This window comes from Prauserella oleivorans, from assembly GCF_042685745.1.
Taxonomy (GTDB): domain Bacteria; phylum Actinomycetota; class Actinomycetes; order Mycobacteriales; family Pseudonocardiaceae; genus Prauserella_A; species Prauserella_A oleivorans.
Window position 1 is genome coordinate 2,150,004 of record NZ_JBHUNT010000001.1, and the last position, 12,951, is coordinate 2,162,954.

At 71.0% G+C, this 12,951-nt stretch carries 14 protein-coding genes; 8 read left to right on the forward strand and 6 right to left on the reverse strand.

Annotated elements, in window-relative coordinates; translation table 11 throughout:
* Positions 1 to 120: 120 nt before the first annotated feature.
* On the forward strand, positions 121 to 1,521 hold the full coding sequence (locus tag ACFSZT_RS10670) for a DUF4064 domain-containing protein (protein ID WP_377389833.1): 1,401 nt from the start codon (positions 121 to 123) through the stop codon (positions 1,519 to 1,521).
* Positions 1,522 to 1,633: 112 nt separating this feature from the next.
* Entirely contained in the window at positions 1,634 to 2,791 is a 1,158-nt protein-coding gene (locus tag ACFSZT_RS10675; RefSeq protein ID WP_377389835.1) for a cystathionine gamma-synthase, read from the forward strand.
* Between the two features lie 12 nt (positions 2,792 to 2,803).
* Here the strand turns inward: ACFSZT_RS10675 and ACFSZT_RS10680 are convergent, their stop codons facing one another.
* Entirely contained in the window at positions 2,804 to 3,073 is a 270-nt protein-coding gene (locus ACFSZT_RS10680) for a hypothetical protein (protein ID WP_377389837.1), read from the reverse strand.
* Positions 3,074 to 3,177: 104 nt separating this feature from the next.
* On the opposite strand from ACFSZT_RS10680, the gene ilvA reads away from it, so the two are divergent.
* Positions 3,178 to 4,383 (forward strand): threonine ammonia-lyase, encoded by a 1,206-nt coding sequence (gene ilvA, locus ACFSZT_RS10685; protein WP_377389839.1) that lies wholly within the window; start codon positions 3,178 to 3,180, stop codon positions 4,381 to 4,383.
* Between the two features lie 3 nt (positions 4,384 to 4,386).
* On the opposite strand, the gene hppD is transcribed toward ilvA, so the two are convergent.
* Positions 4,387 to 5,574 (reverse strand): 4-hydroxyphenylpyruvate dioxygenase, encoded by a 1,188-nt coding sequence (gene hppD, locus ACFSZT_RS10690; protein WP_377389841.1) that lies wholly within the window; start codon positions 5,572 to 5,574, stop codon positions 4,387 to 4,389.
* Positions 5,575 to 5,692: 118 nt separating this feature from the next.
* Between hppD and ACFSZT_RS10695 the strand changes: the two genes are divergently transcribed.
* The gene (locus tag ACFSZT_RS10695; RefSeq protein WP_377389843.1) at positions 5,693 to 6,169 is read left to right on the forward strand and encodes an Lrp/AsnC family transcriptional regulator; all 477 of its coding nucleotides are present in this window, start codon (positions 5,693 to 5,695) and stop codon (positions 6,167 to 6,169) included.
* 290 nt (positions 6,170 to 6,459) lie between these two features.
* Here the strand turns inward: ACFSZT_RS10695 and greA are convergent, their stop codons facing one another.
* Positions 6,460 to 6,957 (reverse strand): transcription elongation factor GreA, encoded by a 498-nt coding sequence (gene greA, locus ACFSZT_RS10700; RefSeq protein WP_377389871.1) that lies wholly within the window; start codon positions 6,955 to 6,957, stop codon positions 6,460 to 6,462.
* Between the two features lie 169 nt (positions 6,958 to 7,126).
* A complete protein-coding gene (locus ACFSZT_RS10705; protein ID WP_377389845.1) occupies positions 7,127 to 7,582 on the reverse strand; it encodes a DUF4307 domain-containing protein in 456 nt (151 codons plus the stop codon).
* Positions 7,583 to 7,749: 167 nt separating this feature from the next.
* Between ACFSZT_RS10705 and mca the strand changes: the two genes are divergently transcribed.
* Together mca and ACFSZT_RS10715 are read left to right on the forward strand one after the other, a co-directional pair.
* Complete coding sequence (mca, locus tag ACFSZT_RS10710; RefSeq protein WP_377389847.1) at positions 7,750 to 8,664, forward strand: mycothiol conjugate amidase Mca; 915 nt, start codon at positions 7,750 to 7,752, stop codon at positions 8,662 to 8,664.
* The gene (locus ACFSZT_RS10715; RefSeq protein WP_377389849.1) at positions 8,661 to 8,996 is read left to right on the forward strand and encodes a hypothetical protein; all 336 of its coding nucleotides are present in this window, start codon (positions 8,661 to 8,663) and stop codon (positions 8,994 to 8,996) included. Before mca ends, ACFSZT_RS10715 begins: the two co-directional genes overlap by 4 nt.
* A 41-nt stretch (positions 8,997 to 9,037) precedes the next feature.
* Here ACFSZT_RS10715 and ACFSZT_RS10720 read toward each other — a convergent pair whose 3' ends face one another.
* Positions 9,038 to 9,682, reverse strand: a complete 645-nt coding sequence (locus ACFSZT_RS10720; RefSeq protein ID WP_377389851.1) for a maleylpyruvate isomerase family mycothiol-dependent enzyme — start codon at positions 9,680 to 9,682, stop codon at positions 9,038 to 9,040.
* A 25-nt stretch (positions 9,683 to 9,707) separates the two neighbouring features.
* Positions 9,708 to 10,136 (reverse strand): SAM-dependent methyltransferase, encoded by a 429-nt coding sequence (locus tag ACFSZT_RS10725; RefSeq protein WP_377389853.1) that lies wholly within the window; start codon positions 10,134 to 10,136, stop codon positions 9,708 to 9,710.
* Between the two features lie 125 nt (positions 10,137 to 10,261).
* On the opposite strand from ACFSZT_RS10725, the gene ACFSZT_RS10730 reads away from it, so the two are divergent.
* Positions 10,262 to 12,271, forward strand: a complete 2,010-nt coding sequence (locus ACFSZT_RS10730; protein ID WP_377389855.1) for a thioredoxin domain-containing protein — start codon at positions 10,262 to 10,264, stop codon at positions 12,269 to 12,271.
* A 102-nt stretch (positions 12,272 to 12,373) separates the two neighbouring features.
* On the forward strand, positions 12,374 to 12,931 hold the full coding sequence (locus ACFSZT_RS10735) for a hypothetical protein (RefSeq protein ID WP_377389873.1): 558 nt from the start codon (positions 12,374 to 12,376) through the stop codon (positions 12,929 to 12,931).
* Positions 12,932 to 12,951: the final 20 nt, after the last annotated feature.

Consider the following 12,951-nt stretch of genomic DNA (forward strand, 5'->3'; position numbering starts at 1 on the left):
GGGCCGACATCACTCATCGCTGTGACTGTTCGGGGCGTTAACAACCATAACGGGACTTATCCGCTAGCGTGTGCGCGAGCGAAATCACCAAGGTCCTCGTCAAGGGGGTTCAAGTCCCACATGAGTGCTCCGCAGCCACCGAACCAGCCCTGGGGCGGCGGGCAACAGCCGCCCCAGGGTCCGCCGAGTGGCCCTCAACCACAGCAAGACAGCCCGTTCGGCTCCTCCGAGCCGACGCAGGTGGTGCAGCCAGGGCAGCAGCCTGAGCAGCAGTCCGAACAGCCGGGGGACGGTCCGGAACCGACGCAGGTCGTCCAGCCGCCGCAGCAGGGCGACGGGGCCGGCGCCGAGTCGACCCAGCTCGTGCCGCCCGGCTCGCAGCCGCCGCCCGCGATTCCGTACGCGCCGCCGCCGAGCGCGGCCGACAACCCCGCGGCGATGAACCAGCAGCAGGGCTTCGGCCAGCAGCCACCGCAGGGCGGATTCGGGGCTCCCCAGCCGCAGCAGGGCTTCGGTCAGCCGGGCGGCTTCGACCCGGCGCAGGGCCAGGGTGGTTTCGGCGCACCGGGCGCACCCGGGGCTCCGGGAGCTCCGCAGCCGGGTCCGTTCGGGGCTCCGCCGCCGGCGTTCGGCGGCCCGCAGTACGGCATGGGCGGTGGCGGCGGCAACCCGATGTTCGGCTGGATCGCCGGTGGCGCCGCGGCCGTGCTCGGCCTCATCTCGCTGATCTTCTCGTTCGTCGACATGGGCGACGTCAGCGACTTTTCCGACATGTTCGACCAGGCCGAGGCGTCCGGGGCCGATGTCGGCGCCATCCTGGACCAGGTCGGCATCGCCTCGCCCGGCACGCTGATGTTCTACATCATCATGGTGCTGGTCGGCTCGGTCGCCGCGCTGGCGGGCGGCGTCCTGCTCGCGCTCGCGGGCAAGCTGGGCGGCATCGTCAAGAAGCTTGCGCCGATCGTCACGGCCGCGGGTGGCGCGCTGCTCCTGGTGTTCTCGATCCTGCTGCTCATCGGCACGAGCCCGTCCGGTGACGCCGCCGACCGCATGGGCAACACCTCGCTCGGCACCCCGGTGCTGTATCTGATCATGGGCATCCTGGTGCTCGCGGTCGGCGTGCTCGGCCTCATCCCGTCGACCGCGCACTTCGTCGGCCTCGGCAACGGCCCGGGCGGGCCCGGTGGCCCTGGTGGTCCCGGCGGTTTCGGTGGCCAGCCCGGTGGCTTCGGCCAGCCAGGCTTCGGGCAGCCCGGTTTCGGTCAGCAGGGGGGCTACGGCCCGCCGCCCGGTGGTTTCGGCCAGCCCGGTGGGCACAACCCGAACAGCGGCGGCTTCGGCCAGCCCGGCGGGTACAACCCGAACAGCGGCGGCTTCGGCCAGCCCGGCGGGTACAACCCCAGCAGCGGCGGCTTCGGCCAGCCCGGCCAGCAGCCGCAGCAGCCGGGCGGGTTCGGCGGCCCGCCGCCCGGGCAGCCCGGTGGCTTCGGCCAGCCCGGTCAGCCTCCGCAGCAGTGGTGACCCGGTGAACTCCGGCGATGCCCCCGGTCGTCATGGCCGGGGGCATCGCTGTCTCCGCGAGGAGGTTCGCGACCGGGCGGCGACGCGGATGAGGCGCCCGTAGGCTGGGGGCATGGTTCACGACTCCGCCAGTCACGGCTTCTCCACGCGCGCCATCCACGCAGGTCAGGAGCCTGATCCGCGCACCGGATCGGTGATCGTGCCGATCTATCAGACCTCCACCTATGCCCAGGACGGCGTGGGCGGCACGCGCGAAGGCGACTACGAGTACTCGCGCACCGCCAACCCGACCCGGACCGCGCTGGAGGAGGCGCTCGCCGCGCTGGAGAACGGGCGGCACGCGCTGGCGTTCGGCTCGGGCATGGCGGCCAGCGACGCGGTGTTGCGTACGACGTTGCGGCCCGGCGACCACCTGCTGCTCGGCAACGACGTCTACGGCGGCACGTTCCGCCTCATCGACAAGGTCCTCACGCACTGGGGCGTCACCTACAGCGTCGCGCACCTGTCCGATCTGGACGAGGTGCGGTCGGCACTGCGCCCGGAAACCAAGCTCGTGTGGTGCGAGTCGCCCACCAACCCGCTGCTCGGGATCTCCGACATCACCGCGCTGGCCGAGGTCGCCCACGTCGGCGGTGCGCGACTGGTCGTGGACAACACGTTCGCCACGCCGTACCTGCAGACGCCGCTCGACCTCGGTGCCGACATCGTCGTGCATTCGACCACGAAGTACCTCGGCGGCCACTCCGACGTCGTGGGTGGCGCGGTGGTGACCAACTCGGACGAGCTGCGGGAAGAGTTGTTCTTCCTGCGCAACGCGTCCGGCGCCGTACCGGGGGCGTTCGACGCCTGGCTCACCCTGCGCGGGCTGAAGACGCTGGCCGTCCGGATGGAGCGGCACTGCGACAACGCCGAGCGGATCGTCGACGCGCTCGTCGGCCACCGGAAGGTGCGGCGGGTCTACTACCCCGGACTGGCCGAGCACCCCGGCCACGACGTCGCCGCGAAGCAGATGCACCGGTTCGGCGGCATGGTGTCGTTCGACCACGCCGACGGTGAGCAGGCCGCGCTCGAGGCGGCGGCGCGCACGAAGCTATTCGTGCTGGCGGAGTCGCTCGGTGGGGTGGAGTCGCTGATCGAGCACCCGGGCCGGATGACGCACGCGTCCGCGGCGGGCTCGCTGTTGCAGGTCCCGGCGGAGCTGCTGCGGCTGTCGGTCGGCATCGAGGACGGGCGCGACCTGGTCGCGGACCTGCTCGACGCGCTCGACTGAGGCCTGCCCGGTTTACGGCCGGTAGTTGCTGGGCGATTCGGTGCCGGCGGGACCGTGTTGAGTCTCGCCGGTGCCGGTCCGCGGCAGCTCGGATCCGTCGATGCAGCCGCCGACGAGCTCGATGTGGTTGTCGTGGCGGATGTAGCGGGCCGGATCGGTGCACGCGGCCTGGCCGACGGTGTAGACGGCGGCTCCGGTGAGCGCGAGGGCCGAGGCGATCCCGGCGACGAACGGCACGACGCCCGCTTTGCGCGACCCCCGGGGTGTCGTCGGCCGTGTCATGCTGTCCCTCCAGTGCCGGATACGTTGATCAGGGTACCCAACGGTGACGCACGACATGCACGTAACCGGACTGTGATGTCCGCCGAGGCGAAAGAACAGCGGCTATGGAACTCGTGAGTGTCGAACGGATCCTCCGGGCGCGCGACCTCCTCGCGGGTGTCGTGCGGAGGACGCCGATGGAACACGCTCGGGAGTTCGAGAAGCCGCACGGCGGTCCGGTGCACCTGAAGTGCGAGAACCTCCAGCGCACCGGCTCGTTCAAGATCCGCGGCGCCTACACACGCATCCACGCGCTGAGCGAGGCCGAGCGGGCGCGCGGGGTCGTGGCGGCAAGCGCGGGCAACCACGCGCAGGGGGTGGCGCTCGCGGCCGCGCTGCTGGGGGCGAAGGCGACGCTGTTCATGCCCGAGCGGGCGCCGTTGCCGAAGCTGGCGGCCACGCGGGGCTACGGCGCGGAGGTCCACCTGCACGGCGCCGTGCTGGAGGAGGCGCTCGCCGCGGCCACCGACTTCGCCGAGCGCACGGGTGCGGTGTTCATTCACCCGTTCGACCACGCCGACGTCATCGCGGGCCAGGGGACGGTCGGGCTGGAGATCCTGGAGCAGGTGCCTGACGTGGCGACGGTACTGGTGGCCACCGGGGGAGGTGGACTGGTCGGCGGGATCGCGAGTGCGGTCAAGGCGCGGCGGCCCGGGGTGCGCCTGGTGGGCGTGCAGGCCGAGTCCGCGGCGGCGTATCCGCTCTCGCTCGCGGCGGGCGAGCCGGTGCGGGTGGAGTCGATGCAGACGATGGCCGACGGTATCGCCGTCGGCAAGCCTGGGCCGCTGACGTTCGCGCACGTGACGTCGCTGGTGGACGACGTCGTAACGGTGACCGAGGAGTCGTTGTCGAGGGCGGTGCTGAGCTGTCTGGAACGCCGCAAGCTCGTGGTGGAGCCCGCCGGTGCCGCCGCGGTGGCGGCGCTGCTGGAGCATCCCGGCGAGTTCGAGCCGCCGATCGTGGCCGTGCTGTCCGGAGGCAACGTCGACCCGCTGCTGTTGTTGCAGATCATCCAGCACGGCATGACCGCGGCCGGCCGCTATCTCTACGTGCGGCTGTCGGTGCCCGACCGGCCGGGGTCACTCGCCGGCGTACTGACCCGGGTGAGCGAGCTCGGCGCGAACGTGGTCGACATCGAGCACTCCCGCATCTCCGGCAGGCTCGCCATCGGCGAGGTGGAGATCGCGCTGAAGCTGGAGACCCGCGGCCCCGAACACTGCCGGGACGTCACCGCGGAGCTCCAGCGCGCCGGCTACAGCATCGTGGTGTGACGGTCAGAGGTTGCCGCGGCGGGCCTGCTCCCGCTCGATGGCCTCGAACAGGGCCTTGAAGTTGCCCTTGCCGAAGCCCAGCGATCCGTGCCGCTCGATGAGCTCGTAGAACACCGTGGGCCGGTCGCCGATCGGCTTGGTGAAGATCTGCAGCAGGTAGCCGTCCTCGTCGCGGTCGACGAGGATCCGGTGCTCCTTGAGCGTCTCGATCGGCACGCGCACCTCGCCGATCCGCGCCCGTAGCTCCGGGTCGTCGTAGTAGGAGTCCGGCGTGTCCAGGAACTCCACGCCCGCCGCGCGCATGGCCGTCACCGTCGCGATGATGTCGTTGGTGGCGAGCGCGATGTGCTGGCAGCCCGCGCCTGCGTAGAACTCGAGGTACTCGTCGATCTGGGACTTCTTCTTCGCGATCGCGGGTTCGTTGAGCGGGAACTTGACGCGGTGGTTGCCGTTGGACACCACCTTGCTCATCAGCGCCGAGTACTCGGTGGCGATGTCGTCGCCGATGAACTCCGCCATGTTCACGAAGCCCATCACGCGGTGGTACCAGTCGACCCAGTAGTCCATCTTGCCGAGCTCGACGTTGCCGACGCAGTGGTCGATGGCCTGGAACAGGCGCTTGGGGGCGTTCGGCGAGCGGACGATCGAGCTCGTGCGCTCCTGGTAGCCGGGCAGGTAGGGACCCGAGTAGCGGGACCGGTCGACGAGGGTGTGCCGCGTCTCGCCGTAGGTGGCGATGGCCGCGAGCCGCACGGTGCCGTGCTCGTCGGAGACGTCGTGCGGCTCGGCGAGGATCGTGGCGCCCTGCGAGCGCGCGTGCTCGATGCAGCGGTCTACATCGGACACCTCGAGGGCGAGGTCGGTGACGCCGTCGCCGTGCCTGCGGTGGTGGTCGAGCAGCGGGGAGTCGGGCCGCACGCCCCCGTTGATGACGAACCGGGCCGAACCGGACTTGAGGACGAACGACTTGTACTCGGGGTTGCCGGTCTCGGGCCCGGAGTAGGCGACGAGGTCCATCCCGAACGCCGCCTGGTAGAACCACGCGGTCTGCGTCGCGTTGCCGGCGACGAACACGACCGCGTCCATGGCCTTGACCGGGAACGGGTCAGCCGAGTCGTCGTGGTCCACCAGCCCCACGAGCTGGCGCAACTGGTCGTAGCTGATGTCGTCGAGTGCGGGATTCGTCGTCATGCCAGAAGCATGCGCCGGAACAGGCAGATTGGGCAACGGACGCGTTTCTAGCTGGACAATTTGTCCAATGATCGACACGATGGGCCGATCAGAATGAGCAAACTGTGCAGGAGGTCACATGGCGTCGTCCGGGATCGACGGGCTCGATGCCCGGCTGCTGTTGCTGCTCACCGACGCGCCCAGGCTCGGCGTGCTCGAGTGTGCGCGCAGGCTCGGGGTCGCGCGGGGCACCGTGCAGGCACGGCTCGACCGGCTCATGGCCGACGGTGTGCTCACCGGTTTCCCACCGGAGCTCAAGCTCGAGGCGCTCGGCTACGGGCTGACGGCGTTCGCGGTCCTCGAGATCGCCCAGGGTAGGCGAGCCGAGGTCGCCGAGGCGCTCGAGGCGATCGACGAGGTTTGCGAGGTGCACGCCACCACCGGGCAGGGCGATCTGTTCGTGCGCATGGTCGCGCGGTCCAACGACGATCTGCAGCGCGTCATCGACGAGGTCGTGGGTGTGCCCGGGGTGCAGCGGACGTCCACCTCGATCGCGCTCTCGACCCCCGTGGCGCCGCGGGTGCGCCCGCTGTTGGAACGCATCGCGCGAAGCTGAGGCGACCCGTTCGCCGTGCCGGCCGGTAGGGCGTGTGGGAGCCGGCGGGTGAAGGGGAGGGCGAACCGGCCGGCCGGGCCGCCAGTGGTGTCCTGGCTGCCCGGCCGGCCGGAACAGTGAAGCGTCCGTTCGCCGCGTACTGACAGGCGTGCGGGTCGGCGACGACGTGGAGAGGCGTACCGGTGCCGGCGATGCGAGCCGGTGCCCCGGCCGTTCCGGCCGAGCGGGGCACCGGGTACCGACAGCAAAAGGCGCGCCCGGCGTCCCACCGAGCGCGCCGCCTTCCGATGTCAGCTCGCGCTGTAGGGAACCGCCTTGACCAGCGTGACCTTCTGGGTCTTGCCGTTGGGAAGCAGGTACTCCCGCGCCTCGCCTTCCTTGGCCCCCAGCAGTGCCTTGCCGAGCGGCGAGTCGGGCGAGTAGACCTCGAGCGGACCCCCGCCTCCCTCTTCCCGGGTCGCCAGGAGGAACGTCTCCTCGTCGTCGTCGCCGTCGTAGCGCACGGTCAGCACCATGCCCGGCTCGGCGACGCCGTCGTTGGCCGGTGCCTCGCCGACCTTGGCGTTGCGCAGCAGCTCCTGCAGGTGCCGGATGCGGGCTTCCTGCTGGCCCTGCTCCTCGCGGGCGGCGTGGTAGCCACCGTTCTCCTTGAGGTCGCCCTCTTCCCTGCTGTCGTTGATCTTCGCGGCGATGACCGGACGATTCTCGATCAGCTCATCGAGCTCGTTCTTGAGCCTGTCGTAGGCATCCTGGGTCAGCCAGGTCACCTTGGTGTCGCTCACGGTCACCATCTCCTCCTAGGGCCTGCCGTGCTTGGGTATTCAAGCCGGCCACCACGCGCGGGCGTGGCTCGAATAAAGGAAAGACACGGCCCGCTTGGGACCGTGCCGATACCGCAGGGTACCACGGAACGGCGCGCCGGCGGTGCGTTCGGCGCGCTGGTCACCCCTCTGGCCGCTAGGCTCTTGACAAGTATTCAGGGATATCGTACGAGCAGCCGTACACGTCGGCGGTGACGGGTCTCCTGATGCTCCGGATCACCGTCGAGACCCGGCTCTCGCCAGGTGCGACGAGAATCTCTTTCCGTCCGCTCTCCGCGCCCGAGATGTCCCGGACGCGTACGATGCACACCCCCGGCCGCTCCGGGTCCTGCCTGGTCACGTCGATCGTGATCTCCATGGCGTTCCCGGGCCGCTCCTCGTACCCCACCCGCTGCGCCTCGATGGGCGTGTCGACGAGGTTGGTGTAGCCGAAGTAGACGGCTGCACCCCCTCCGACCAGGGCGAGCACGACGATCAGGGTTACCTGCCACCGACGTGGTGCGCGCGAGCGGGTGCGAGTGGTGCCGTAGCGGCCCTCGGGCAGGGCCTGCCGCCCGGTCCCCTCGGTCGAGGGTGCGCGCCCCTGGGACAAAACGGAGGCCTCCCGATCGGTCGTGTCGTGGGAACGAGGAAGATGGACCCCGTACTCCGGCGTTACGAGTATCCGCGGAGGACGTCGGCATCCGGCTCGCGGGGTCCGCGAACCGGCTCCGCACGACACGGACGACAGCGTAGGTGGCGAGAGGGGCCTAGTCGGTCATGGCTGCATCGGATGGACGGACGGCGACCGGAGCGGGCACGGGGCTGCGGCTGATGGCCGTACACGCCCATCCCGACGACGAATCGAGCAAGGGCGCGGCCACCATGGCCCGGTACGTCGCCGAGGGGCACGAGGTCATGGTCGTCACCTGCACCGGCGGCGAGGCGGGCAGCGTGCTGAACCCCGCGATGGACCGGCCCGAGGTGCACGCCAACATGCATCAGCTGCGCCGCGAGGAGATGGCTCGCGCGGCGAAGATCCTGGGGGTGCAGCACCGCTGGCTCGGCTTCGTCGACTCGGGCCTGCCCGAGGGCGAACCGATGCCGCCGCTGCCGGAGGGCTGCTTCGCGACGGTGCCCCTGGAGGAGTCCACCGAGGCGCTCGTGCGGGTGATGCGGGAATTCCGCCCGCACGTCGTCGTGACCTACGACGAGAACGGCGGCTACCCGCATCCCGACCACATCCGCTGCCACGAGATCTCCGTCGCCGCGTTCGACGCCGCTGCCGACCCCCAGCGCTTCCCCGGCACCGGTGAGCCCTGGCAGCCGCTCAAGCTGTACTACGTGCACGGCTTCTCCCGCGCCCGGATGAGCGCGTTCCACGAGGCGCTGGTGTCGGCGGGGCTGGACTCGCCGTACGAGGAGTGGCTCGCCAAGTGGGACCCGGACAAGGCCGACGTCATGGAACGGGTCACCACGCAGGTCCGGTGCGAGGACTACTTCGAAACGCGGGACGAGGCACTCAAGTCGCACGCGACGCAGATCGACCCGAACAGCCGGTGGTTCGCCGTGCCGCTCGAGATCCAGCGCAAGGTGTGGCCGACCGAGGAGTACGAGCTGGCCCGCTCGCTTGTCGACAGCACCCTTCCGGAGGACGATCTGTTCGCGGGGGTCCGAGAGAAGGTGAACCCATGATGCTTTCCGCGGCCGTGTCCGTGCCCGTGTTGACGGGGGCCGCGGCGCTCGCGCAGCAACAGGACACCGGCGGTCAGGGTGAGGACTTCGGCAAGTCCTCGCCAGTCGGCCTGCTGCTGATGCTGGTCTTCCTGATCGCGGTGGTCTTGCTGGTGCGCTCGATGACCAAGCACCTCAAGCGCGTTCCGGCGAGCTTCGACGGCGAGCCGGACGCACCTGCCGGCGACCGCTCGGATGACGGCCCCGAGTCCGGTGCCGCCGGCAACCCGGCAGGGGAGCCCGGCAAGGCCGAGACCGCGACCGCCGAGAAGGCCAAGTCCGAAGGCTCCTGACGCGGCACGGGGCACGGGGCACGGGCCACGGGGGTTCGGGTTCAGCTCGCCGCGCAGCGGGACCGCAACGTGGCGACACCGTCGCCGGTGAGGTCGTCGCAGAACGACTCGCGCCCGGCCATGGCCATCGTCAGCGCCAGCGTCGTGCCGCGGACCAGCGGCCCGGAGCCGGACTCGAACGGGCCGTCGGTCGCCGCCAGGCGTAGCCCTTCGACGGCGCTCCGGCTGGGCACCGTGAAGTCGCGGCTCGCGAAGAACCGCGCGACCTCGGTGACCGCGGCGACGTCCGGCGAGCCGTGCAGTCCCAGCGGCCGGCGAATGTCCTCGCCGTGTACGACGACCTCACCGAGCCAGGCCGGGGTGTGCCCGGACGCCGCCGTCGTGCTCGTGACGACGGCACGGAAGCGGGCGAGCGTCTCGCCGGGCGTGGCCCCGCGATGCTCCCGCAGCCTGCGCTCGTTGTGAAGATCGAAGTCGAACCGCGCCGCGAGCACGCTCCTGATCCAGCGGAGGCGGGTGGTGCTCGCTGCCGCGGTCAGATGGGCGAGCACCTCCTCGACGGTCCACCGGCCACACAGCGACTGCCGCGCCCACTGCTCGTCGGTCAGGCCGGCGAGGTCGTCGGCGAGTCTGGCGCGTTCGGTATGGATCGCCGCCCACAGTTGGTCGCGGCTCGTCGTCGTCACGTCGTCATCCAAGCACGCCGCCGGATCATCGCGGCAACGCGACCTCCCGCAACGGATCGCCGCCGTCGACGAACAGCTTCCCGCCCGGCCGGAGTGCAGCCGCGATCCGTTGCCGCGCACGCGTGCCCGCGTCGGGATGCCTGCCGTCGAGCGCACCCACCCGGACGGCGAAGGCCAGATCGTAGGGCTCCTCGCCCGGCTCGAGCGCGAAGTCCTCGACGGCCGCCCGGCGCACGCTCAGCACGCCCGCTTCGATCTCGGCGGCGGCGGTGCGCTCCGTGAGTGCCACTCCCTTGGCGGACCGGTCGATCACCAGCACGTGCCCGTCCCCGATCCGCCGCGCGACCTCGCGCGCCGCCGCGCCCGGAGCACCGCCGATCTCCAGCACCCGCAACCCGGGACGCAGCGGAAGCGCGTCCACGATCGCGGCGAGCCGGGGCGACAAACCGGTCATCGTCGTGCGTCCTCACCTCGTCGTGGAGAGCCGTGGTGCCGGCCTCGAGCCCATGATTGGTCCGCTCGTGACGCGTGTCCAGGCGAGGGCTCGCGCGCGGGTGTGCGGGGACCTACGGTCGAGGTGTGTCGAACAAGCTCAGCGCCTCGCTCAGCCCGTATCTGCGCGCCCACGCCGACAACCCGGTGGACTGGTGGCCGTGGTGCCCCGAGGCACTGGAGGAGGCGAAGCGGCGCGATGTGCCGATCCTGCTCTCCATCGGGTACGCGGCGTGTCACTGGTGCCATGTCATGGCGCACGAGTCGTTCGAGGACGCCGACACCGCGGCGCTGATGAACGAGAATTTCGTCAACATCAAGGTGGACCGCGAGGAGCGTCCCGACCTCGACGCCGTCTACATGACCGCCACCCAGGCCATGACGGGCCAGGGTGGCTGGCCGATGACGTGCTTCCTCACGCCGGACGGCGAGCCGTTCCACTGCGGTACCTACTACCCGCCGGTGCCCGCGCACGGGATGCCGTCGTTCAAGCAGGTCCTGACCGCCGTCGCGCAGGCCTGGCGCGAACGGCCCGGCGAGCTCAAGGACGGCGCGGGCAAGATCGTCAGCCACATCGCCGAGCAGACCGGCCCGCTGCGCGAGCATCCGGTGGACGAGGAGACGGTGTCGTCGGCTGTCGCGAAGCTGCGGCAGGAGACCGACCCGGGGCACGGCGGGTTCGGTGGGGCGCCGAAGTTCCCGCCGTCGATGGTGCTGGAGTTCCTGCTGCGCCACTACGAGCGCACGGCGAACCCGGCGGCATTGTCCATTGTGGAGCTCACGGCCGAGGGCATGGCTCGCGGTGGCATCTACGACCAGCTGGCGGGCGGCTTCGCACGGTACTCCGTGGACAGTCAGTGGGTGGTGCCGCACTTCGAGAAGATGTTGTACGACAACGCGTTGCTGCTGCGCGTCTACGCGCACCTGGCACGTCGCACGGGGCACCCGCCGGCGGCGAGGGTGGCCGGGGAGACGGCGGAGTTCCTGTTGCGCGACCTGCGCACGGACCAGGGCGGCTTCGCCGCGTCACTCGACGCGGACACCGACGGCGTCGAGGGCCTGACCTACGTGTGGACGCCGGAGCAGCTCGCCGAGGTGCTCGGGCCCGAGGACGGCCGATGGGCGGCCGAGCTGTTCCGTGTCACCGGCGAGGGCACCTTCGAGCGCGGGACGTCGACGCTGCAGCTGCCGAAGGACCCCGACGATCCCGCGCGCTGGATGCGGGTGCGCTCGGCACTGCTGGAGGCGCGGGCGCAGCGTCCGCAGCCGGCCAGGGACGACAAGGTCATCGTCGCGTGGAACGGCCTCGCCATCACCGCGTTGGCGGAGGCGGGCGTGTCCATGGAGCGCCCGGACTGGGTGGACGCCGCGGTCGAGGCGGCCGGCTTCCTGCTGGACAAGCACGTCGTGGACGGCAGGCTGCGGCGCAGCTCCCGCGACGGCGTGGTCGGGGACGCGCCGGGAGTGTTGGAGGACTACGCGTGCCTCGCCGACGGACTCCTGGCTCTGCACCAGGCGACGGGGGAGTCGGTGTGGTTGGTGGAGGCCACGCGGCTGCTGGACATCGCACTCGCGCGGTTCGCCTCGGACGTGCCCGGCGCCTTCTACGACACCGCCGACGACGCCGAGACCCTCGTCAACCGGCCGTCGGATCCGACGGACAACGCGACGCCGTCCGGCGCCTCCACGCTCGCGAGCGCGTTGCTGACGGCCTCGGCGTTGGCGGGGCACGAACGCGCGGCGCAGTACCGGTCGGCCTGCGAGCAGGCGGTCAAGCGGGCGGGCGCCCTTGCCGCGCAGGCGCCGCGGTTCGCCGGGAACTGGCTGTCGGTGGCCGAGGCGCTGCTGGCCGGGCCGGTGCAGGTCGCCGTCGTCGGAGCGGACGCCGCGGAGCGGGCCGAGCTGCTGGTCACGGCAGCGAAGCAGGTGCACGGCGGCGGTGTGGTGCTCGGCGGCGCCCCCGAGGCCGAGGGCGTGCCGTTGCTGGCCGACCGGCCGCTGGTCGACGACGGCCCGGCCGCGTACGTGTGCCGTGGCTACGTGTGCGACCGGCCGGTCACGACGACGGAGGAACTCTCGCGCGCGCTCGACGGCTGATCCGGGCCGTTCCGCCCACGGTGAACAGCACTTCCCTTTGCCGCGAATCGGCGTAGCGTCTGTATTGCTGTAATCATGTAATCGCCAGCGCGGGAGGCAATGATGCGACACGGTTGGCGCGGGCGAGGCGGCAGGCAGCAGGCCGAGGTGCCCGATGCGACGGACGCGGCAGCCTGGTTCGGCGGGCGGCTGCCCGACGACTGGTTCACCGGCGACCCCGAGGTCACGGTGGACCGGGAAGAGATCATCGTCGTCGGCGAACTGCCTGCGCTCACGGGTGAGTACGCCGACGAGGTCGCGCGGGCGGCGGCCGAGGCGGGACGGATCAGCCGGTTCCGCGAGGAGACCCGCGAGGCGCGGATCGAGATCGCGCGGCAGGCCGAGCATCGCTACGGGCGCAAGGTCGCGTGGGGCGCCCGGCTGGGCGGGACCGAGGAGTTGTTCACCACACTGTCCGTTCCGGTGATGACGCGCCTGCGGCAGCCGGAACGCCGGGTACTGGACACGCTCGTCGACGCCGGCGTGGCGCGGTCGCGGTCGGAAGCCCTTGCCTGGGCGGTGAAACTGGTCGGCCAGCACGCCGAGTCCTGGCTCACCGAACTCCGCGAGGCGATGTCCACAGTGGATGACCTGCGGGCCAAAGGTCCCGACCTCGGCTGATCGCTCACTCTGCGAGCTCC

Excerpts from the sequence above, each read along its gene's own strand:
- ACFSZT_RS10670 (WP_377389833.1), top strand. The coding sequence starts at position 121 with ATGAGTGCTCCGCAGCCACCGAACCAGCCCTGGGGCGGCGGGCAACAG.
- ACFSZT_RS10675 (WP_377389835.1), top strand. The coding sequence starts at position 1,634 with ATGGTTCACGACTCCGCCAGTCACGGCTTCTCCACGCGCGCCATCCAC.
- ACFSZT_RS10680 (WP_377389837.1), bottom strand. The coding sequence starts at position 3,073 with ATGACACGGCCGACGACACCCCGGGGGTCGCGCAAAGCGGGCGTCGTG.
- ilvA (WP_377389839.1), top strand. The coding sequence starts at position 3,178 with ATGGAACTCGTGAGTGTCGAACGGATCCTCCGGGCGCGCGACCTCCTC.
- hppD (WP_377389841.1), bottom strand. The coding sequence starts at position 5,574 with ATGACGACGAATCCCGCACTCGACGACATCAGCTACGACCAGTTGCGC.
- ACFSZT_RS10695 (WP_377389843.1), top strand. The coding sequence starts at position 5,693 with ATGGCGTCGTCCGGGATCGACGGGCTCGATGCCCGGCTGCTGTTGCTG.
- mca (WP_377389847.1), top strand. The coding sequence starts at position 7,750 with ATGGCTGCATCGGATGGACGGACGGCGACCGGAGCGGGCACGGGGCTG.
- ACFSZT_RS10715 (WP_377389849.1), top strand. The coding sequence starts at position 8,661 with ATGATGCTTTCCGCGGCCGTGTCCGTGCCCGTGTTGACGGGGGCCGCG.
- ACFSZT_RS10725 (WP_377389853.1), bottom strand. The coding sequence starts at position 10,136 with ATGACCGGTTTGTCGCCCCGGCTCGCCGCGATCGTGGACGCGCTTCCG.
- ACFSZT_RS10735 (WP_377389873.1), top strand. The coding sequence starts at position 12,374 with ATGCGACACGGTTGGCGCGGGCGAGGCGGCAGGCAGCAGGCCGAGGTG.